At 55.5% G+C, this 19,242-nt stretch carries 19 protein-coding genes; 4 read left to right on the top strand and 15 right to left on the bottom strand.

The features are described 5' to 3' along the window. The first annotated feature begins 149 nt into the window (after nt 1–149). Nucleotides 150–437 carry an HTH-type transcriptional regulator gene (locus KW829_RS19845; protein ID WP_089598237.1) on the top strand — a complete coding sequence of 96 codons (288 nt, stop codon included), beginning with the start codon at nt 150–152 and terminating at the stop codon, nt 435–437. A 39-nt stretch (nt 438–476) separates the two neighbouring features. Here KW829_RS19845 and KW829_RS19840 read toward each other — a convergent pair whose 3' ends face one another. The 3 genes from KW829_RS19840 to ubiD form a co-directional block, all read right to left on the bottom strand. After that, entirely contained in the window at nt 477–2,096 is a 1,620-nt protein-coding gene (locus tag KW829_RS19840; protein ID WP_172701489.1) for an ABC-F family ATP-binding cassette domain-containing protein, read from the bottom strand. Nucleotides 2,097–2,311: 215 nt separating this feature from the next. Continuing rightward, a complete protein-coding gene (gene fre, locus KW829_RS19835; RefSeq protein WP_010426263.1) occupies nt 2,312–3,013 on the bottom strand; it encodes an NAD(P)H-flavin reductase in 702 nt (233 codons plus the stop codon). Nucleotides 3,014–3,043: 30 nt separating this feature from the next. Next, on the bottom strand, nt 3,044–4,549 hold the full coding sequence (gene ubiD, locus KW829_RS19830; RefSeq protein ID WP_218308888.1) for a 4-hydroxy-3-polyprenylbenzoate decarboxylase: 1,506 nt from the start codon (nt 4,547–4,549) through the stop codon (nt 3,044–3,046). Between the two features lie 170 nt (nt 4,550–4,719). Here ubiD and rfaH point away from each other — a divergent pair, with 170 nt between their 5' ends. Next, nucleotides 4,720–5,211: a transcription/translation regulatory transformer protein RfaH gene (gene rfaH, locus KW829_RS19825; RefSeq protein WP_010426265.1), complete on the top strand. Its 492-nt coding sequence runs from the start codon at nt 4,720–4,722 to the stop codon at nt 5,209–5,211. On the opposite strand, the gene tatD is transcribed toward rfaH, so the two are convergent. From tatD to udp, 9 genes are all read right to left on the bottom strand, one after another. After that, on the bottom strand, nt 5,208–5,990 hold the full coding sequence (gene tatD, locus KW829_RS19820) for a 3'-5' ssDNA/RNA exonuclease TatD (protein WP_010426266.1): 783 nt from the start codon (nt 5,988–5,990) through the stop codon (nt 5,208–5,210). The genes rfaH and tatD overlap by 4 nt on opposite strands. Before the next feature lie 41 nt (nt 5,991–6,031). Beyond that, nucleotides 6,032–6,802 carry a Sec-independent protein translocase subunit TatC gene (tatC, locus tag KW829_RS19815; RefSeq protein WP_010426267.1) on the bottom strand — a complete coding sequence of 257 codons (771 nt, stop codon included), beginning with the start codon at nt 6,800–6,802 and terminating at the stop codon, nt 6,032–6,034. A gap of 2 nt (nt 6,803–6,804) precedes the next feature. Beyond that, nucleotides 6,805–7,347 carry a Sec-independent protein translocase protein TatB gene (gene tatB, locus KW829_RS19810; RefSeq protein WP_010426268.1) on the bottom strand — a complete coding sequence of 181 codons (543 nt, stop codon included), beginning with the start codon at nt 7,345–7,347 and terminating at the stop codon, nt 6,805–6,807. Nucleotides 7,348–7,350: 3 nt separating this feature from the next. Next, the gene (gene tatA, locus KW829_RS19805) at nt 7,351–7,605 is read right to left on the bottom strand and encodes a Sec-independent protein translocase subunit TatA (protein WP_010426269.1); all 255 of its coding nucleotides are present in this window, start codon (nt 7,603–7,605) and stop codon (nt 7,351–7,353) included. Nucleotides 7,606–7,681: 76 nt separating this feature from the next. Beyond that, nucleotides 7,682–9,322, bottom strand: a complete 1,641-nt coding sequence (ubiB, locus tag KW829_RS19800) for a ubiquinone biosynthesis regulatory protein kinase UbiB (RefSeq protein ID WP_089598243.1) — start codon at nt 9,320–9,322, stop codon at nt 7,682–7,684. After that, nucleotides 9,319–9,924 carry a ubiquinone biosynthesis protein UbiJ gene (gene ubiJ, locus KW829_RS19795; protein WP_042715673.1) on the bottom strand — a complete coding sequence of 202 codons (606 nt, stop codon included), beginning with the start codon at nt 9,922–9,924 and terminating at the stop codon, nt 9,319–9,321. Before ubiJ ends, ubiB begins: the two co-directional genes overlap by 4 nt. 13 nt (nt 9,925–9,937) lie before the next feature. Then, nucleotides 9,938–10,693, bottom strand: coding sequence for a bifunctional demethylmenaquinone methyltransferase/2-methoxy-6-polyprenyl-1,4-benzoquinol methylase UbiE (gene ubiE, locus KW829_RS19790; protein WP_010426273.1), 756 nt, complete (start codon nt 10,691–10,693; stop codon nt 9,938–9,940). 66 nt (nt 10,694–10,759) lie between these two features. Further along, entirely contained in the window at nt 10,760–12,217 is a 1,458-nt protein-coding gene (gene rmuC / locus KW829_RS19785) for a DNA recombination protein RmuC (protein ID WP_148400216.1), read from the bottom strand. A 139-nt stretch (nt 12,218–12,356) separates the two neighbouring features. Further along, the gene (gene udp, locus KW829_RS19780) at nt 12,357–13,118 is read right to left on the bottom strand and encodes a uridine phosphorylase (protein ID WP_003860792.1); all 762 of its coding nucleotides are present in this window, start codon (nt 13,116–13,118) and stop codon (nt 12,357–12,359) included. 256 nt (nt 13,119–13,374) lie between these two features. On the opposite strand from udp, the gene KW829_RS19775 reads away from it, so the two are divergent. Beyond that, a complete protein-coding gene (locus KW829_RS19775; protein WP_089598245.1) occupies nt 13,375–14,181 on the top strand; it encodes a dienelactone hydrolase family protein in 807 nt (268 codons plus the stop codon). A 48-nt stretch (nt 14,182–14,229) separates the two neighbouring features. Here KW829_RS19775 and metE read toward each other — a convergent pair whose 3' ends face one another. Continuing rightward, nucleotides 14,230–16,491, bottom strand: coding sequence for a 5-methyltetrahydropteroyltriglutamate--homocysteine S-methyltransferase (gene metE, locus KW829_RS19770; RefSeq protein ID WP_218308887.1), 2,262 nt, complete (start codon nt 16,489–16,491; stop codon nt 14,230–14,232). A gap of 115 nt (nt 16,492–16,606) precedes the next feature. On the opposite strand from metE, the gene metR reads away from it, so the two are divergent. Continuing rightward, nucleotides 16,607–17,560 (top strand): HTH-type transcriptional regulator MetR, encoded by a 954-nt coding sequence (gene metR, locus KW829_RS19765; protein ID WP_010426278.1) that lies wholly within the window; start codon nt 16,607–16,609, stop codon nt 17,558–17,560. Here metR and KW829_RS19760 read toward each other — a convergent pair. Both KW829_RS19760 and yigL read right to left on the bottom strand, forming a co-directional pair. Next, nucleotides 17,448–18,347 carry a carboxylate/amino acid/amine transporter gene (locus KW829_RS19760; protein ID WP_218308886.1) on the bottom strand — a complete coding sequence of 300 codons (900 nt, stop codon included), beginning with the start codon at nt 18,345–18,347 and terminating at the stop codon, nt 17,448–17,450. The two genes, metR and KW829_RS19760, sit on opposite strands and share 113 nt — an antisense overlap. A gap of 82 nt (nt 18,348–18,429) precedes the next feature. Further along, a complete protein-coding gene (gene yigL / locus KW829_RS19755; RefSeq protein WP_218308885.1) occupies nt 18,430–19,230 on the bottom strand; it encodes a sugar/pyridoxal phosphate phosphatase YigL in 801 nt (266 codons plus the stop codon). Between the last annotated feature and the right edge of the window lie 12 nt (nt 19,231–19,242).

The raw sequence follows: 19,242 nt of genomic DNA, 5'->3' as shown, positions 1-19,242 counted from the left end.
CATAACTATCCAGATAGCTGAAACGGATAAAGCTATCGTTACCGCACGATTAATCACATCCGCAACGATCCTTCGTTTGTATTAGGGACTATTCTTAACTGGCTCTCTGATGTTCTTGATCCCGATGTGTGATTTAAGAGGAGTTCTCAATGGAATATAAAGATCCTGAGTTTGAGCTGCTGAGCAGCCTGGAACAGATTATTTTTAAAGATGTACCGCAGACGGTTACCCTGCAACAAAAGTCCAATCCCTTTACAGAATTTGAGCAATTGCGCAAAGGGACAGGGCTGAAAACAGATGAATTTGCCAGAGCGATGGGTGTCAGCGTGGCGATGGTGCTGGAGTGGGAATCAAAACGTGAAAAGCCCACGCCAACCGAGTTAAAGCTGATGCGCCTGATTCAGGCGAACCCTGCACTCAGTAAACAGATAGCGTAAAACAGTTTGACCGCCCCCGCCCTTGCGGGGGCTTGTGTTTTATAGGCTTACACAATGCCATCCCGCCTCATTCCACACAAGGTTATGCGTCAGCGTTAATCCCTTCAAAAACGTTTCATCATGCGACACCACCAGCAGCGCGCCAGGGAACTCCGCCAGTGCAGCCTCAATGGCCTGAACGGAGGCCAGATCCAAATGGTTAGTGGGCTCATCCAGGAGCAAAAGCTGCGTCGCCTCTTCACGCCATAAGACAATGGCCAGCGCGGCTTTGAGGCGTTCACCGCCGCTCAGTTCCGCCAGGGGGAGCGAGACCTTATCTGCGCCAAGCTGAAGCTGTGCCAGACGAGTACGCAACGTGCCTTCTTCAAGCGGCGAGTTGCTGAGGTTGAGATGCGTCATCACCGACTGTGTAAGATCGAACTGCGACAGGTGTTGATCGAGATAGGCGCAGCTGACCGATACCGTGCAGGTTCCTGAAAGAGGTGCTTCCTCTCCGGACATCACTTTCAAGAGCGTCGATTTACCACAGCCATTCGGCCCACGGAGTGCGACACGCATTGGCCCGTCCATACGCCAACTCATCGGCGGGATATTCACATGCGGCAGTTCCAATGCGTCCAGAACCAGCACCTGCTTCCCCTCTGCGACGCGACTGCCCGGCAGGGTGAAGATGACCGGGTTATCGTCTTCTACCCGCTCGCGCGCGTTGTTTACTGCGGTATTTAACGCGTCATTCTGTTCGCTGTGCTGTTTTTTCCACGAGCCAATGCGTTCTTTTGCCGCCATTTTGTATTTCACCCGCTCAAAGGAGGCGATATTGAGGCTATCAACCGTACGCAACGTTTTTGCTGAACGTCGCTGGCTGTCGTCGTGCTCTTTATGCATCCGCGCGCGGATTCGTTTGCGCTCAGTGGCCGCGTGCTCCAGCGCGGCGCGGGCAGCCTGCTGTTCCGTATCGCGCTGAGTTTTATAATCAGCATAGTTTCCACCGAAGCTGCGCAGGCCAAAAGGGCTCAGCTCGAGAATGCGCGGCACCTGTGCCAGCAATTCACGATCGTGAGAAGCCACCAGCACGCCGCCCCGATGGTGGAAAAGCTGGTCGTAAAACCATTCACGCCCTTGTCTGTCCAGATGGTTCGTGGGTTCATCCAGCAGAAGGTAATCCGCATCCGCAATCAATGCCCCGCAGAGCAGGGCGCGAATACGCTCACCGCCGCTAAGTTCCCTGGCCGGTTTATCGGGATCAAACAGCGGGAGGTGCGCGTTCATAAACGCTTCACTCAGGCGTTCCGCCAAATCCCATTTACCGTCGAGCTTTTCCAGATCCTCTGGCTGATAGTCACCGCTGTCGATGCGCTTACGGGCGGCGAAGATCGCGTCATATCCAAGCAGTTCCGCAAGCGTGGTCTGCGAGGAAATTTCATGCTGCTGCGCCACATAGGCATGGGTACCGAAACGCTCAATATGGCCGTGTTCAGGTTCATCAATGCCTGCCAGTAGACGCAGCAGGCGTGTTTTACCGCTGCCGTTGCGGCCAACCAGCGCGCACGGCGAGGCATCGAGCGTAAGATTTAGCGGACCGAAAAGGGTATCGCCCGTCGCAAACTGACAAGTGACCTGATGCAAAATAAAAGAAGGGGACTGCGCAAAATGAGCCATAAGCACTCCTGAATGAAATCAAAAACCTCCCCTGCCGACGCGGTGGCGTTTAGCAAGGACAGAAATTCATCAGTCGTGTTTGTTCATTTTTGGGGGGCGCTCCTGAGGGAGGACAATAACAACGCTAAGGATAGCGGCAATGCATTAACCTTTTCAAGGTTAAATTATCGCCAATTCTCACCGAGACAAAGAACCCGCCGAAGCGGGTTAGACACTTAGATAAACGCGAACGCATCGCCAAACAGGCGATCTTCCCGCGCGTCGCGCTCATTACAGAACAGGTCGCGGGCAATTTTCGCCATTTCAAAACGGCCAGCAATGTAGATATCGTGCCCGGCGAGCGTGCCATGATCCTGCAGGACCGCCGTTAGCACCGTACCACTACGACCGCGCCAGCCCTCTTCCGGCTGCTCAACAACCGGCTCAACGCGCAGGTTCGGGTGATTCACGCTCAGCGCTTCCAGTTCGGACAGGTCGTACAGATGTTTCTCTTCGCGGCCGCCCCAATAGATGGTGATGTCGCGGTTCGGGTTACGTGCCAGCGCGGTCAACAGAATAGAGCGAACATACGAGAACCCCGTACCGCCAGCAATCAGGATAAGCGGACGGTCTTCATCTTCGCGCAACCAGGCTTCACCGTGCGGAATGTCTACCACGATTTCACGCTCTTTCAGGATGCGGTCCATGACAGCCATGGCGTAAAGGTTAAGCTCAGACGCACCAATATGAAGCTCAATAAATTCCTGCTCCGCTGGCGTAGAAGCCATAGAGAAAGGACGTTTATCGCGCTCATCCATCACGACCATCAGGTACTGACCAGCGCGGAAAGAGAATGCCGATTCTGGCACTAAACGGACGCGATATACGGTGTCGGTAATGGCATCTACCGAGGTCACTTTACAGCTTAAGGTTGTCATTCGCTCTCTCTGTCGGGAAGTCTATAGGGCTTAACGGTCAGCTTCAGATTTACCGTTATTCATTATGGCCAGTTCGTCCCAGATCGCGTCTATTCGCGCGGTCACGGCAGGATCTTTTTTGATCGGGCGACCCCATTCACGGTCGGTTTCGCCAGGCCATTTATTCGTGGCATCCAGTCCCATTTTTGAGCCAAGACCGGAAACCGGCGAGGCAAAGTCCAGATAATCTATCGGCGTGTTTTCGACTAACACCGTATCACGCGCGGGGTCCATGCGTGTAGTAATCGCCCAAATAACGTCGTTCCAGTCGCGGGCGTTGACGTCATCATCGCAGACGATAACAAACTTGGTATACATAAACTGGCGCAGGAAAGACCATACGCCCATCATCACGCGTTTAGCGTGACCGGCATACTGCTTCTTCATCGTCACTACCGCCAGGCGATACGAGCACCCTTCCGGCGGCAGATAGAAATCAACAATTTCCGGGAACTGTTTTTGCAAAATCGGTACAAAGACTTCGTTCAGCGCCACACCCAGCACCGCAGGCTCATCCGGTGGACGGCCGGTATAGGTTGAGTGGTAAATCGCATCTTCACGCTGGGTAATGTGCGTGACGGTAAACACCGGGAAGTTATCAATTTCATTGTAATAACCCGTGTGGTCGCCGTAAGGCCCCTCCCGTGCAAGCTCACCCTGTTCGATGTAGCCTTCCAGAACGATTTCCGCACTGGCTGGCACTTCCAGGTCATTGGAGACGCACTTTACGACTTCCGTTTTAGTACCGCGCAGCAGCCCTGCAAAGGCATACTCGGACAGCGTATCCGGAACAGGCGTAACCGCGCCCAGAATCGTTGCCGGATCGGCCCCCAGGGCAACAGAAACCGGGAATCGTTCGCCGGGATGTTCCGCGCACCACTCCTGGAAATCGAGCGCGCCGCCACGATGTGACAGCCAGCGCATGATAAGTTTATTTTTACCAATCAGCTGCTGGCGGTAGATACCGAGGTTTTGGCGCTCTTTATGCGGCCCACGGGTAACGGTCAGACCCCAGGTAATCAGCGGCGCAGCATCTTCAGGCCAGCACTGCATAATCGGGATTGTTGTCAGATCAACCGCATCGCCTTCCAGCACTTTTTGCTGGCACGGCGCACCGCGCAGGCGTTTGGTTGGCATGTTCAGTACTTGCTTAAACTGCGGCAGCTTGTCGAACAGATCGCGGAAACCTTTCGGCGGCTCCGGCTCTTTCAAAAACGCCAGCAGTTTACCCACTTCACGCAACGCCGTGACATCCTCTTGTCCCATGCCCAGCGCCACGCGGCGCGGCGTGCCGAACAGATTGCACAGCACCGGCATGTCGTAGCCTTTCGGATTTTCAAACAGCAGCGCAGGCCCACCGGCACGCAAGGTGCGGTCAGCAATTTCTGTCATTTCCAGATAAGGATCAACAGGAAGCGTAATCCGTTTAAGTTCGCCCTGCTTTTCCAGCAGCGTCAGGAAGTCGCGTAGATCGTGGTATTTCATGCAGTTAGTCATGGCCTCTCTGTAAGCGCTTCATTATACGGCGTAAGCCTACGTGATGCTGTAATTTTGTTAAATTAGCGTGAACTTCCGCGACTTACTCCACTTTCGCCCATTATAATCAACTTAGCGATCCGGCCAGGGTTTTGATATGCTTGCGCCCCGAACTAAGGGAAAGAGTGATTATGCAGGCCTGGTATTTACTGTATTGCAAACGCGGGCAACTTCAGCGCGCGCAGGAACATCTTGAACGTCAGTCGGTGAATTGCCTGACGCCCGTGATCACGCTTGAAAAAATGCAGCGCGGGAAACGCACGATGGTCAGCGAGCCTCTCTTCCCGAACTATCTGTTCGTCGAATTCGACCCGGAAGTGATCCACACCACGACAATCAGCGCCACGCGCGGTGTCAGTCACTTTGTCCGTTTTGGCACCAGCCCCGCGACGGTTCCCTCAACCGTCATTCATCAGCTTTCGATTTATCAACAACCCGAAGGGATTACCGACCCGGAAACCCCTTATGCGGGCGATAGCGTGGTGATTACAGAAGGTGCCTTTGAAGGCCTGCAGGCCATATTCTCTGAACCTGATGGCGAAGCGCGCTCTATGTTGCTGCTTAACCTGTTGAATAAACAGGTGCTGCAGAGCGTGAAAAACACCGACTTCCGTAAGCTTTAAAACGCAATTCGAAACAGGCGGCGCACGTTGTCATCCGTCTGCGCGGCCAGCCAGTGTGGATCTTCTCCGCGCCAGTGCGCCACACTCTCAACGATGTGCCCCAGATACGCCGGTTCATTACGCCGCGATGCCGGTTTGGGTTTCATGTCGCGCGGCAGCAAATAAGGGGCATCGGTTTCCAGCAGCAGGCGTTCAGCCGGGATCGCCGGCAACAATTCACGCAGTTCCAGCCCGCGACGCTCATCGCAAACCCAACCGGTAATGCCCAGATAAAGTCCTCGATTCAGGCAATCCAGCGCGTCCTGATGCGATCCGGTAAAGCAGTGCAACACTGCACCAGGCAGTTTATCCAGCCACGGTTCCAGAAGGGTGATAAAACGCTCATGCGCATCGCGGCAATGCATGAACACTGGCATTTCAAGCTCTGCGGCCAGCGCCAATTGTGCGGTGAATGCTTTTTCCTGGTCTTCCGGCGTGGAAAAATTGCGATTGAAATCAAGACCGCACTCGCCGATGGCGACCACCTGTGGCATTTTCGCCAGCGCGTGGAGCGTTTCAGCGCTGTGTTGCGTCCATTGGCTACTGTCATGAGGGTGGACGCCTGCGGTTGACCAGCAGCGTTCGTAGCGTTGCGCAAGCAACTGCGCCTGCTCACTTTCATGAAGGTTGGTTCCCGTCAGCAACAGCCCTTTCACCCCGGCAGCAAAAGCACGGGCGACGACCTCATCCCGGTCTTTCGCGAACTGCGAGCTGGTCAGGTTAAGCCCAATATCAAACATGCCCCTCTCCATATGACAACCGCCCTGACGGGCGGCTGGTGTTATTCTTCAGTGGTCTTTTCAGACCCGTCTTCTTCATCTTCCGGCGGACGTCGTTTGCCCACATAGAAACGCGAGAAGAACACGCCGACCTCAAACAAACAATACATCGGTATCGCCAGTAAGGTTTGCGAGAAGACATCCGGTGGCGTCAGCAGCATGCCCACCACAAATGCGCCTACGAGGATATACGGACGCTTCTTGCGGAGATCGTCAGGCGTTGTCACGCCCATCCAGCACAGCAGGACAATCGCCACCGGTACTTCGAACGCCACACCAAACGCCATGAACAGCGCCATGACGAAGCTGAGATAGCTGGCGATGTCTGTCGACACCTGAACCCCTTCCGGCGCGGTATGCGTCAGGAAGCCAAAGGCCAGAGGGAAGACAACGAAGTAAGCGAACGCCATGCCGATATAGAACAGCAGCGAGCTGGAGACCAGCAGAGGGATTACAAGTTTACGCTCGTGCTTGTACAGCGCCGGCGCGACGAAGGCCCAGACCTGGTACAAAATGACCGGCGCAGACGCAATCAAGGATACCCAGAAGGTCAGCTTGATCGGGGTGAAAAACGGTGAAGCCACGTCCGTTGCGATCATCGTCGCGCCCAGCGGCATCTGTTTAATCAGCGGTGCAGAGACCACCTGATAGATATCGTTGGCAAAATAGACCAGGCACAGGAATATAAGAAGAACCGCAATAATGCAGTTTAACAGGCGCTTGCGCAGCTCAATGAGGTGCGTAATGAGCGGTTGAGTATCATCTACTGCCATGTTTACGCTTTATCACTCGAGGAAGGGGATGATTCGGAAACGGACGCAGCAGGCTTTGCTTCAGCCGCTTTTAACACTGGCTCGACCGACTGCGCCTGTTTTATCACTTCAGGTTCCTGCGGCGTCTGTTCTGGTGCGGCAGCCTGATGCTCCGCGCTGGACGGCGTTACGCCCTCACGCTGCTCTTCGCTGCCCTTCACCACCGGGTTATGGATGGTGTTAGCTTCATCACTCGCCTTTTCAGGATCGTTGATGCTGTATGAACGCTTCATAGATTCAGCCGCTTCGCGCAACTCATCCATTGATGCTTTCAGCTCGGGCGTCAGGTTTTCCATGCTCGCCTTCTCAACTTTTTTCAGGCTGTCCTGAAATTCCTGGAGCTTAAGCTCCTGCGCCAGCTCGTTTTGCACGGTGGTTGCCAGCGAGCGAAGCGCACGCACCCAACCCACCACGGTTTTGACCGCAACAGGAAGACGCTGCGGCCCCAGCACAATCAAACCAATCACAAAGACCAGCAGCAGCTCACTAAAACCAATGTCGAACACGAATTACACCTGCTCTTTATCGTGGCGTTTAGCGTCTTCCTTTTTGGCTTCATCTTGCTTATCAGCGATGGATTTAGCAGTAAAGTCAGCGTCCTGGCTGGTTTTATCCTGCTTACTTTCATCATCACCCATGGCCTTCTTAAAGCCTTTGATAGATGCACCAAGGTCGGAACCGATAGAACCGAGTTTCTTCGTACCAAACAGCAGTACGACGATGACGGCAATGATTAACAATTGCCAGATACTGATACCACCCATACGTAATCCTCAGTGATAGATGCTTAATGAGTCAGGTTGCATTATACGTATGCAACCTGGTGATAGCGACGCAAAATCAGCGCGTTTTTCTCCAGCCAGCGAGCCAGACAACAACGCCGCCAGCCATGAGCCAGGCGGGCATCATCTCCCAGTCAGGGCGATTGATGAGCAGCAGCGTACCACTCAGCAGCAACGTCGCGCCAATGCCAAAGAGGTAACGTGACTGCCCCTGGCGCACGCGGCTGGACTGAAGCTCGTGCGCGATTTTATCCATGCTGTGCTGAAGGTTCTTGCTCTGACGCAAACTGTCGTAAACCAGTTCAGGAATTTCAGGCATTTTTTCAATCCAGAACGGGCCTTTCTCCTTAAGGGAGCGTACCAGCGCTGGGATGCCAACCTGATCTTTGATCCAGGATTCAAGGAAAGGTTTCGCCGTTTTCCATAAGTCTAACTGAGGATAGAGCTGGCGACCTACGCCTTCAACGTAAAGTAATGTTTTCTGAAGTAAAACTAATTGTGGCTGCACTTCCATATTGAAGCGACGCGCGGTATTGAACAGGTTCAGCAAAACGTGACCGAAGGAGATCTCCGACAGCGGTTTTTCGAAAATCGGTTCGCATACTGTGCGGATCGCAAACTCAAACTCTTCGACATTGGTGTCTGGTGGAACCCAGCCAGAATCCACGTGCAGCTCGGCCACCTTGCGGTAGTCGCGGTTGAAGAACGCGATGAAGTTCTCTGCGAGATAGCGCTTATCTTCTTTGTTCAGCGAGCCAACAATGCCACAGTCGATCCCGATGTACTTCGGATCCTCCGGGTGTTCGTAGCTCACGAAGATGTTGCCCGGGTGCATGTCCGCATGGAAAAAGCTGTCGCGGAAGACCTGGGTAAAAAAGACCTGCACACCACGCTCGGCCAGCAGCTTCATGTTGGTGCCCTGCTTTTCCAGCGCAACAACATCCGAGACCGGAATACCGTAAATACGCTCCATGACCATCATGTTCTGGCTGCAATAGTCAGAATAGACTTCAGGAACATACAGCATTGGGCTGTCTTCAAAGTTACGACGCAGCTGAATGGCGTTCGCCGATTCACGCAGCAGGTTAAGCTCGTCAATCAGCGTTTTTTCATACTCCCGCACCACTTCCATCGGGCGCAGTCGGCGGCCATCCGGTAACAGACGCGGTACCCAACGGGCCAACCTGTAGATCAGCTTCATATCGGCTTTGATGATCGGCAGGATATCCGGACGAATAACCTTGATAACCACTTCTTTGCCGTTTTCTTTCAGGCGAGCCGTATGTACCTGGGCAATGGAGGCCGATGCGAGCGGCTGAATGTCGAAATCATCAAACCAGGTTTCAACAGGAATGTTGCCCATCGCTTCTTCGATCTGCTTCTTCGCTCTCACCCCGTCGAACGGGGCAACGCGATCCTGCAGCATCGCCAGTTCATCGGCAATTTGCGGCGGGAAGAGATCGCGGCGGGTAGAAAGCATCTGCCCAAACTTGATCCATACCGGGCCCAGCTCCTGCAGCGCAAGACGCAAGCGTTCGCCTAAAACCTGGTCTTTGTGGCGATTTGGCATCCAGAACAGCGTGCGCCGCCAGATACGAAGCGGCAGCGTGATACGCATTCTGGGGATAAGCTCGTCGAGCCCGTAGCTCAAAAAGGTGCGAACGATAAAATAGAGGCGCCGAATTTCACCAGGCGTCATTTGCCCTCCAGTTTTTCCAGGCGTTTGGTTAACGCATCAACCGCGCGTTCAACTGCAGCGGTCTCTTCTGCAAACCATGCCACTTCCAGCGGCCCTGGGGCCATGCGCCACTCTTCGGTGATGACCTCTGCGGCATAGCGCTGCTGCCGTTGCAGATTTTTGCGCAGGAACGCCGTACCGCCATGAATCGCTTTTCCGATCCCTTCGGCGGCGATGTCGCCAATAAAAGGCGCAAGCAGTTCTGCCGGGTCAAACTCAGCCAGATCGCTGAGCGCCACGAAGTTCTGCACGACCTGAATGTCGCCTTCAACTTCGAGTTCACCGCTGCGGATAAGCGCCGTCAGTTGCTGACGGTCACGCAGTTTTGGCAGCACGCTCATATGAGTGATGACCGAGCAATCCGCCTCGCCCTCCCATTCACCCAGAACGTCAAGCTGGCGCTCGCTGAAGACCAGCACAAGCGGCGTCGAGAACTCTTTTAAAACGATACGCAGTACCTTTCCGTTCAGCCGCTGACGTGCAGCCTTCAGCGCCGGAGCGCGATACAGAAAGGCATTCAGTACATTCTCAATGCCTGCGGTGACTAAGGGTTTAAAGGGCACGGGACACCTCCACTCAGAACTTGTAACCGCGGTGTAGCGCGACGACACCCGCCGTCATGTTGAAATACTCAACGTTTTCAAAACCCGCGTCCTGCATCATCGCTTTCAGGGTATCCTGATCCGGGTGCATACGGATGGATTCGGCCAGGTAACGATAGCTCTCTGCATCGTTCGCTACCAGCTCACCAATACGCGGCAGAACGTGGAAGGAGTAGGCGTCGTAGGCTTTGCTCAGCGGCTCTATAATCGGTTTGGAGAATTCAAGCACCAGCAGACGTCCACCCGGCTTCAGCACGCGGTACATTGAGCGAAGCGCTTTGTCTTTGTCGGTGACGTTACGCAGACCAAAAGAGATGGTGATGCAGTCAAAGGTGTTATCCGGGAACGGCAGCGCTTCGGCGTTTGCCTGCACATATTCCACGTTACCCACAACGCCGATGTTACGCAGCTTCTCGCGTCCCATTTTCAACATTGAGTCGTTGATATCTGCCAGCACGACGCGACCGGTTTCACCCACCAGACGGGAGAATTTCGCCGTCAGATCGCCCGTTCCGCCAGCCAGATCGAGAACTGTTTGTCCACGACGCACACCGCTGCAGTCAATAGTAAAGCGCTTCCACAAGCGATGAATGCCGAAGGACATCAAGTCATTCATCACATCGTACTTCGCCGCCACGGAATGAAATACGTGGGCCACCATGTCTGCTTTCTGCGCTTTGGCAACAGTCTGAAAGCCAAAGTGCGTCGTGTCTTGTGAATCGTCAACCATCTCAGAGCCTGCTTATCAGTAAAATGTTCGTGAAGTGTAACAGATTGGGCGCGTTTGCCCTACGATTCAACCACCGCGAAAGAAACGCGTCGGCTGCTCTTCTGGCGATAAATTCGCCGCTAAATCGTTGTCTTCACTGTGTGTATTTTGTTCATCTGCGCCTTCACGCAGGCGGAACTCTTCGTCCTGCGACGTCGCCTGTTCAACCAATTCCGGATTAATCTCGCGTTTCACTTCCACCCCCAGGCTGCGAAACGCTTCGGCTTGCGCCAGCAGGTTGCCACGCCCGGAGGAGAGCTTTTTCATCGCCTGCCGGTAGTTATCCTGCGCACGATCCAGGCTTTGCCCGACCGAGGACATATCGTCCACAAACAGGCGCATTTTGTCGTAAAGCTTGCTGGCGCGATCAGCAATATGTTGCGCGTTACGGCTTTGATGCTCGTACCGCCACAGATTAGCAATGGTCCGCAAGGCCACCAGCAGCGTGGTAGGGCTGACCAGCATAATGTTATTTTTCAGCGCTTCGGTGATCAGTTCAGGCTGCCTGTCGAGCGCCAGCAGGAAGGCGGGCTCTACCGGGATAAACATCAGCACATAGTCCAGCGATCGCAGCCCCGGCAGCTGCTGATAATCCTTTCTACCCAGCAGACGAATATGGTTACGCACGGAGGCGATGTGTTCCTGCAGCGCCGACTCGCGGGTGTAGTCATCTTCCGCGTTGAAATAGCGCTCGTAGGCCACCAGCGTCATTTTGGCGTCAATCACCACATCTTTACCCTGCGGCAGACGTACGATGACATCCGGCTGCATACGCGAGCGGGCATCGTTCTCGATGCTGACCTGGGTTTCGTATTCATACCCTTCGCGCAGGCCAGACGCTTCAAGCACGCGCGTCAGCACCACTTCCCCCCAGTTCCCCTGCGTTTTGTTATCGCCTTTGAGCGCGCGCGTCAGGTTCACCGCCTCCTGCGCCATCTGGGCATTCAGCTGCTGGAGATTACGGATTTCATGCGCCAGGGTGTGCCGCTCGCGCGCCTCCTGGCCAAAGCTGTCCTGCACCTGACGGCGAAACCCGTCCAGCTGTTCACGCAGTGGCGTCAGCAGGCTATTCAGGCTCTGTCGGTTCTGTTCGTCAACGCGGCGGTTGCTGTGCTCAAAAATTCGGTTGGCGAGGTTCTCAAACTGTTCGCTGAGGCGCTGCTCGCTGTTGATCATCTGGCGGATTTTGTCTTCCGCATGCAGTTGGGTGGATTCAAGACGGGTGGTCACTTCGCGGAGATCGGCCTCCAGCGAAGTGTTGATGTCGCGCAGGTTACGCAGTTCATTATTGAGCAGCTCGCACTCGTCACGCCAGTGCGAGCCTTGAGCAAGCTGTTGTTTTGTGGCGCTTAGCTCCGAGACGATCTCTTCACGTTCTGCCAGCTGATCGGCTTTCATCTGCGCATGCTGGTAGCTGGAAATCAGCCAGCCTACCGCCACGCTCACCAGCGCAACCACCGCATAAATCAGGATTGAGATATCCACAATGCCCCCTGCATCAACGTATTACCCGCACAAAATAGAATTGTGCTGTATGAACGTCCAGTTTGAAAGGGTTTTCCTGCGAGGCGCAACGCAAAAAATAAAGGCCGAACATGTCGGCCTTGTGTCTCTGAAGAGAGGATTAGATGAGGCGACGGGCCGCTTCCACCACGATTTTCACCGCATGACTTTCGGTCTGCTTCATGGTTTCGGCGTTCGGGATCTCCTGCTGGGTACGGTTGACGATCACGCCCGCCACCATACCGGCACGCAGACCCTGGCTTGCGCACATGGTCAACAGCGTTGCAGATTCCATTTCGTAGTTCATCACGCCCATGGACTGCCACTCTTCCATAGAGCCTTTGAAACGGCTCACCACGCGGCCTGAGAAGGTGTCGTAACGCTCCTGGCCCGGGTAGAAGGTATCGGAAGAGGCGGTGACGCCCACGTGAGTGGTCGCGCCCACGGATTTCGCGGCCTCAACCAGCGCGGTGGTGCATTCGAAATCGGCTACTGCCGGGAATTCCATTGGTGCAAAGTGCAGGCTTGCGCCGTCCAGACGTACAGATGCGGTCGTAACCAGCACGTCGCCCACATTGATGTGCGGCTGAATAGCGCCAGTGGTGCCGATACGCAGGAAAGTACGAATGCCCAGCTGCGCCAGCTCTTCCACCGCAATAGACGTAGACGGGCCACCGATACCGGTAGAGCACACGATCACCGCTTTGCCATCCAGCTCTGCGCGCCAGGTGGTGAATTCACGATGGGCTGCCAGCTTAACCGGCTTATCCATCAGCGCGGCGATCTTTTCCACACGCTCAGGATCGCCAGGGACGATAGCGAGCGTAGCCCCTTGTAAATCGTTTTTGGTGAGGCCGAGATGAAAAACATCAGACTTAGACATAGGGTGACTCCTCTGTGGGTCGGTTAGTCAGAAGAAGTAAAACGGTACTTTACAGAAGCACTACGCAGAATTTCGTGACATACCTCACCATGAATAAAAATGGTTGCAGTTAATTTCCATTAAATAGTGACTTACATCACATTAACAAGTTATATCGACAGGTGCTGCACAAAAGATAGACCGTATAAGGCACTGTGGGTTGTTAACCTGGTGACTATATTTACCTTTGCGCTAACTCATTGGTACGGAGAATGCCATGACTGAAAAAACCGGTTTTGCACCTGCTGCGGCTCCGCATGCTTCAACCATCGTCTCAACCTCAGAAGAAGCCATTACTGCGGGCGAGACCTCCATCCCCTCGCAGGGGGAGAATATGCCTGCTTATCACGCGCGGCCAAAATCGGCAGACGGCCCGCTGCCGATCGTGATTGTGGTTCAGGAAATTTTTGGCGTTCACGAGCATATTCGCGACCTCTGCCGCCGCCTGGCGCTGGAAGGGTACCTGGCCATTGCGCCAGAGCTCTATTTCCGTCAGGGCGATCCGAACGATTACAGCGATATCCCTACGTTGTTCAACAATCTGGTGAGCAAAGTTCCGGATGCCCAGGTGCTCGCTGACCTTGATCACGTTGCCAGCTGGGCCGCGCGCAACGGGGGCGATGCACATCGTCTGCTGGTGACCGGCTTCTGCTGGGGCGGACGCATTAGCTGGCTGTATGCCGCGCATAACCCGCAGTTGAAAGCGGCCGTCGCCTGGTACGGCAAACTGGTGGGCGAAAAAACGCTGAACTCACCGAAGCAGCCTGTTGATATCGCAACGGATTTGAATGCACCGGTGCTAGGGCTTTATGGTGGTCAGGATACAGGCATTCCGCTTGATACCGTCGAGACCATGCGTCATGCGCTACGCGCGGCGAACGCGAAGGCGGAGATTGTGGTGTACCCGGATGCCGGACACGCGTTTAATGCCGATTATCGCCCGAGCTATCACGCAGAATCAGCCAAAGATGGCTGGCAGAGGATGCTGGCATGGTTTAGCCAGTACGGCGGAAAAAAAGCATAAAAGCAAAAAAGCCCGGTGGCAGCAACGCCTTACCGGGCCTACGCTTCATCAAGCCTGACGCAAGTTCTGCGCCGCCTTCACCATGTTCGCCAGCGCCGCGCGCGTCTCCGGCCAGCCGCGGGTTTTCAGTCCGCAGTCCGGGTTCACCCACAGACGTTCCGCCGGGATCCGCTGGGCGGCTTTTTTCAGCAGGGCTTCAATCCACTCCACGCTTGGCACGTTCGGGGAGTGAATGTCGTACACGCCCGGCCCGATTTCGTTCGGGTAGTCGAACTCTTCAAACGACTCCAGCAGCTCCATGTCTGAACGCGAGGTCTCGATGGTGATCACGTCGGCGTCCAGCGCGGCAATCGAATCCATGATGTCGTTAAATTCGCAATAGCACATGTGGGTGTGGATCTGGGTGTCGTCCTTCGCCACCGCGGCGTTGATGCGGAACGCTTCCACGCCCCACTGCAGGTAAGCATCCCAGTCGCTGCGACGCAGCGGCAGACCTTCGCGCAGCGCCGGTTCGTCAATCTGGATGATGCCAATGCCTGCAGCTTCCAGATCTGCCACTTCATCACGCAACGCCAGCGCGATTTGCTTCGCGATGGTCTCACGGGTCACGTCTTCGCGCGGGAAGGACCAGCAGAGAATGGTTACCGGACCGGTGAGCATCCCTTTCACCGGCTTATCGGTCAGGGACTGGGCATACTTCGCCCACTCCACGGTGATCGCTTCCGGGCGGCTGACGTCGCCGATGACCACTGGCGGCTTCACGCAGCGGGAGCCATAGCTCTGCACCCAGCCGTTCTGGGTAAAGACGAAGCCGTCCAGGTGCTCACCGAAGTATTCGACCATGTCGTTACGCTCGGCCTCACCGTGCACCAGCACGTCCAGACCTAAACGCTCCTGCTCGATAATTGCCTGCTTAATGTGCTCAGCGATACCGGTGCGGTAGTTGTTCGCATCCAGGTTGCCCTTCCTGAAGTCCAGACGCAGGCCGCGGATTTCAGTGGTTTGCGGGAAAGAACCAATTGTGGTGGTCGGCCACGCAGGCAGGTTGAAACGGGCGCGCTGCGCTTCGGCGCGAACTTCATACGGGCTCTGGCGCTGGCTGTCCTGCGCACTGATGGCCGCCAGGCGTTTTTCCACCGCCGGGTTGTGCACACGGGCCGAGTGACGACGTGCCTGGATCGGTGCGCTCCATTCGGTAATCGCCGCCGTCTCGCCGCTGTTCAGCGCATCGCGCAGCAGCGTCAGCTCTTCGCATTTTTGCAGGGCGAAGGCAAACCAGCTTTTCACTTCAGGGTCGAGACGGGTCTCCACGCTGAGATCGATTGGGCTGTGCAGCAGCGAGCAAGAGGATGCCACCCACAGCTCACGTTTGCCGACAATATCTTTGATTTGTACATATTTCTCGGTCAGATCAGCACGCCAGACGTTGCGACCGTTAACCAGCCCGGCAGAAAGCAGCCAGTCCGCTGGCAGGCGCTTGTGCAGCTCCGCGACATCGTCTTTACCGTGAACGAGGTCAACATGCAGGCCCTGGACCGGCAGCGCGGTAATGGTCTTCAGGTTTGGCGTCACGCCTTCGAAATAGGTAGTGAGCAGCAGCTTCACCTGCCCTGTGAGCGCGTCATACGCCGGTTTGAAGGCATCAAGCCACTCCTGCGGCAGCTCGAGCACCAGCGCGGGTTCGTCGATTTGCACCCACTGAATGCCGCGCTTGCCCAGCTCAATCAGAACCTGTTTGTAGACCGGCAGAATATCGTTAAGCAGGCTGAGGCGGTCAAACTGTTCGCCTTTTACTTTACCCAGCCACAGGTAGGTGACTGGCCCCAGCAATACGGGCTTCACCTGATGACCCAGCGCCAGCGCTTCGTCCACTTCATCCAGCAGCTGCGTCCAGGTCAGCCTGAACTGCTGACCTTTCACGAACTCCGGCACCATATAGTGATAGTTGGTGTTGAACCACTTGGTCATTTCCGCCGCTGCCGCTGGCTCCCCCGTTGGTGCACGGCCACGGCCGATGCGGAACAGGGTATCAATATCTACCGATCCATCTTTGTTCTGATGACGAGCCGGCACGTTGCCAAGCAGCAGGCTGGTCGTCAGAACATGGTCGTACCAGGCGAAATCGCCCACCGGCAGCAGGTCAATGCCCGCCTGTTTTTGCTGCTCCCAGTGACGGGCGCGCAGCTCGCGTCCCACCGTCAGCAATTCTTCACGGGTGGTGTTACCCGCCCAGTAGCTTTCTTGCGCTTTTTTCAGTTCGCGGCGCAGGCCAACGCGAGGAAAACCGAGAGTGTGATTGCGGATTGTCATGTTATGCCCCTTGTGAAATTTGTTATTTAGACGTCCAGATGTTTACACATCTATAATTGGCAGGTACTGTATATTCCTCAAGCGCAAAATGTTCATGGCGAAGTGAAGGACTTTCATGATCGAGATTAAACACCTGAAAACGCTACAAGCGTTGCGGAACTGCGGTTCTCTTGCGGCAGCGGCGGCCACGCTGCACCAGACCCAGTCTGCCCTTTCTCACCAGTTCAGCGATCTGGAACAACGCCTCGGCTTTCGTCTTTTTGTGCGTAAGAGCCAGCCTTTGCGCTTTACGCCGCAGGGTGAAATTCTGCTGCAACTGGCAAATCAGGTACTGCCGCAGATCGCCAGCGCGCTGCAGTCCTGCAACGAGCCGCAGCAAACCAAACTGCGTATTGCCATTGAGTGCCATAGCTGTATTCAGTGGCTGACCCCCGCGCTCGAGAACTTCCGCCAGAAGTGGCCGCAGGTGGAGATGGACTTTACATCCGGCGTGACCTTTGACCCGCAGCCGTCGCTTCAGCAGGGCGAGCTGGATCTGGTGATGACGTCAGATATTCTGCCGCGCAGCGGCCTGCACTATTCGCCGATGTTTGATTATGAAGTGCGCCTGGTGCTGGCCCCGGACCATCCGCTGGCCAGTAAAACGCGCATCACGCCGGAAGATCTGGCGACAGAAACGCTGCTGATTTATCCCGTGCAGCGCAGTCGCCTGGATATCTGGCGTCACTTCCTGCAGCCCGCTGGGATTAGCCCACAGCTGAAAAGCGTGGATAACACGTTGCTGTTGATACAGATGGTGGCGGCCAGAATGGGCATCGCGGCATTGCCGCACTGGGTGGTGGAGAGTTTTGAACGCCAGGGTCTGGTGGTGACCAAAACCCTGGGTGAAGGACTGTGGAGCAGGCTGTACGCCGCCGTGCGCGATGGCGAGCAGCGTCAGCCGATTACGGAAGCGTTTATTCGCTCAGCGCGGAACCACGCGTGCGACCATCTTCCATTTGTGCGGAGCGCGGAGCGACCCAACGGCGATGTACCCACAGCGAAGCCAGGATCACCGCTCCCCCAATAAGGAAACTCGGCCAGTGCGGCTGTTGCTGCCAGATGGCAAGATTGACCAGCAGTCCTGCCGGGACATGCACGTTATTCATGATCCCCAGCGTACCGGCGTCTACCTGCGTAGCGCCGTAGTTCCACATGAAGTATCCCAGCCCGGAAGCCACCACGCCCAGCCAGACCAGAACGCTCCACTGCACGGTGGTAGTCGGCAGTTTTTGCGGGTTGCCGAGCATAAACCACGCCACCACCGCGACAATCGCGGCCCCCATATAGAACCAGGCGAACGCGTTGTGCTGCGGCATCGGACGAGTCTCCATCAGCCGTTTGTATCCCACCATGCCGATGGCGAAGCTGATATTGGCGAGCTGGACGAACATCAGCCCTGTCCAGAAGTGATCGCTTACCTTGTCATAGCGAATAATCGCCGCCCCAAGCACCGCCAGCGCCGCACTTAATAGATATCCCCAGCGCAGACGACGCTTGCTGAGCAGGTCGTAGATCAGGGTGATGTAGAGCGGCGTGAGCACGGTGAACAGCAGGAATTCCGAGACAGACAGATAAACGTAAGCCCGGAAGCTGAACAGGTACATGATGCCGAGCTGCATCGCGCCCACCAGCATATACAGCAGTATCGTTTTCAGCGATTGTCCGCGCGCGCGCAGAAACGGCAGGAACACCAGCGCCGCCAGCCCCACGCGCATCAGCACCGAGAAGTAGCTGTCGACCGATCCGGCAAGGTATTCGCCAATCAGGCTAAAGGAGAAGGCCCACAGGATAGTGGTGATAATGAGTAGCGCCACAATGCTTGTCTCTCAGAAAGAAGGACAGGCATTGTAGCGAACTCTTTAGTTGACAACTGAACAATAAATAATCAAATGAAGATTATTCAAGGAACAGTTTGCGCAGGTACTTAGGCACAGCGTTATCGCCGTTAGTGCCGATCACTTCCAGCTCTGGGTGCAGGTCTTTCAGACGCTGGTGCGCGTTCTCCATGATGCAGCCTTTGCCCGCCATGGAGAGCATCTCAGCGTCGTTCATGCCGTCTCCAAACGCGATGCAGTCTTTCAGCTCAAAGCCCAGACGTTTAGCCACCGCTTCCAGCGCGTGACCTTTGGAGACGCCACCGGCCATCACTTCCAGACAGGTCAGCGTGGAGAAGCTCACGTTAACGCGGTCGCCCCAGCGAGCGTTGATCGCCTGCTCCAGCGGCAGCAGCGCTTCATGGCTTTCGCAGGTGAAGAACACCTTACTGATCCCTTCCGGCTCAAGCAGGCCAGGCTCGTACAGTGAGTACTGGAATACGGCTTCCTTGAAAAAGCGCATCTCATCCGGGCGGTGGCGGTTCATAAACCACTCGTCATCGCAATAAACGTTGGTGACGATATCCGGGTTATTGTGCACCACGCCGAACAGATCGGCCGCAATATCGCGGTCCAGATTGTGGGTAAAAATCAGGTTACCATCCGTGTCGTGCACGCGCGCACCGTTGGAGGTGATCATGTACGATTTGATTTCCAGATTATCGCGGATCTGCCCCACGTCCACGTGGTGGCGACCGGTGGCAAACACGAAGTTCACGCCACGGGCAGTCAGGAGTTTTAATGTCTCTTTCGCGTAAGGCGAGAGGGTGTGGTCGGGGGAAAGCAGCGTGCCATCTAAGTCAGATGCAACAACCTGGTACATAGGGAAATTTAA

The sequence above is a fragment of the Enterobacter sp. ENT02 genome (assembly GCF_019219165.1).
Classification (GTDB): Bacteria; Pseudomonadota; Gammaproteobacteria; order Enterobacterales; family Enterobacteriaceae; genus Enterobacter; species Enterobacter mori.
The sequence above is the reverse complement of the archived record's forward strand: the minus strand, read 5'-3'. Positions and strand labels throughout refer to the sequence as shown.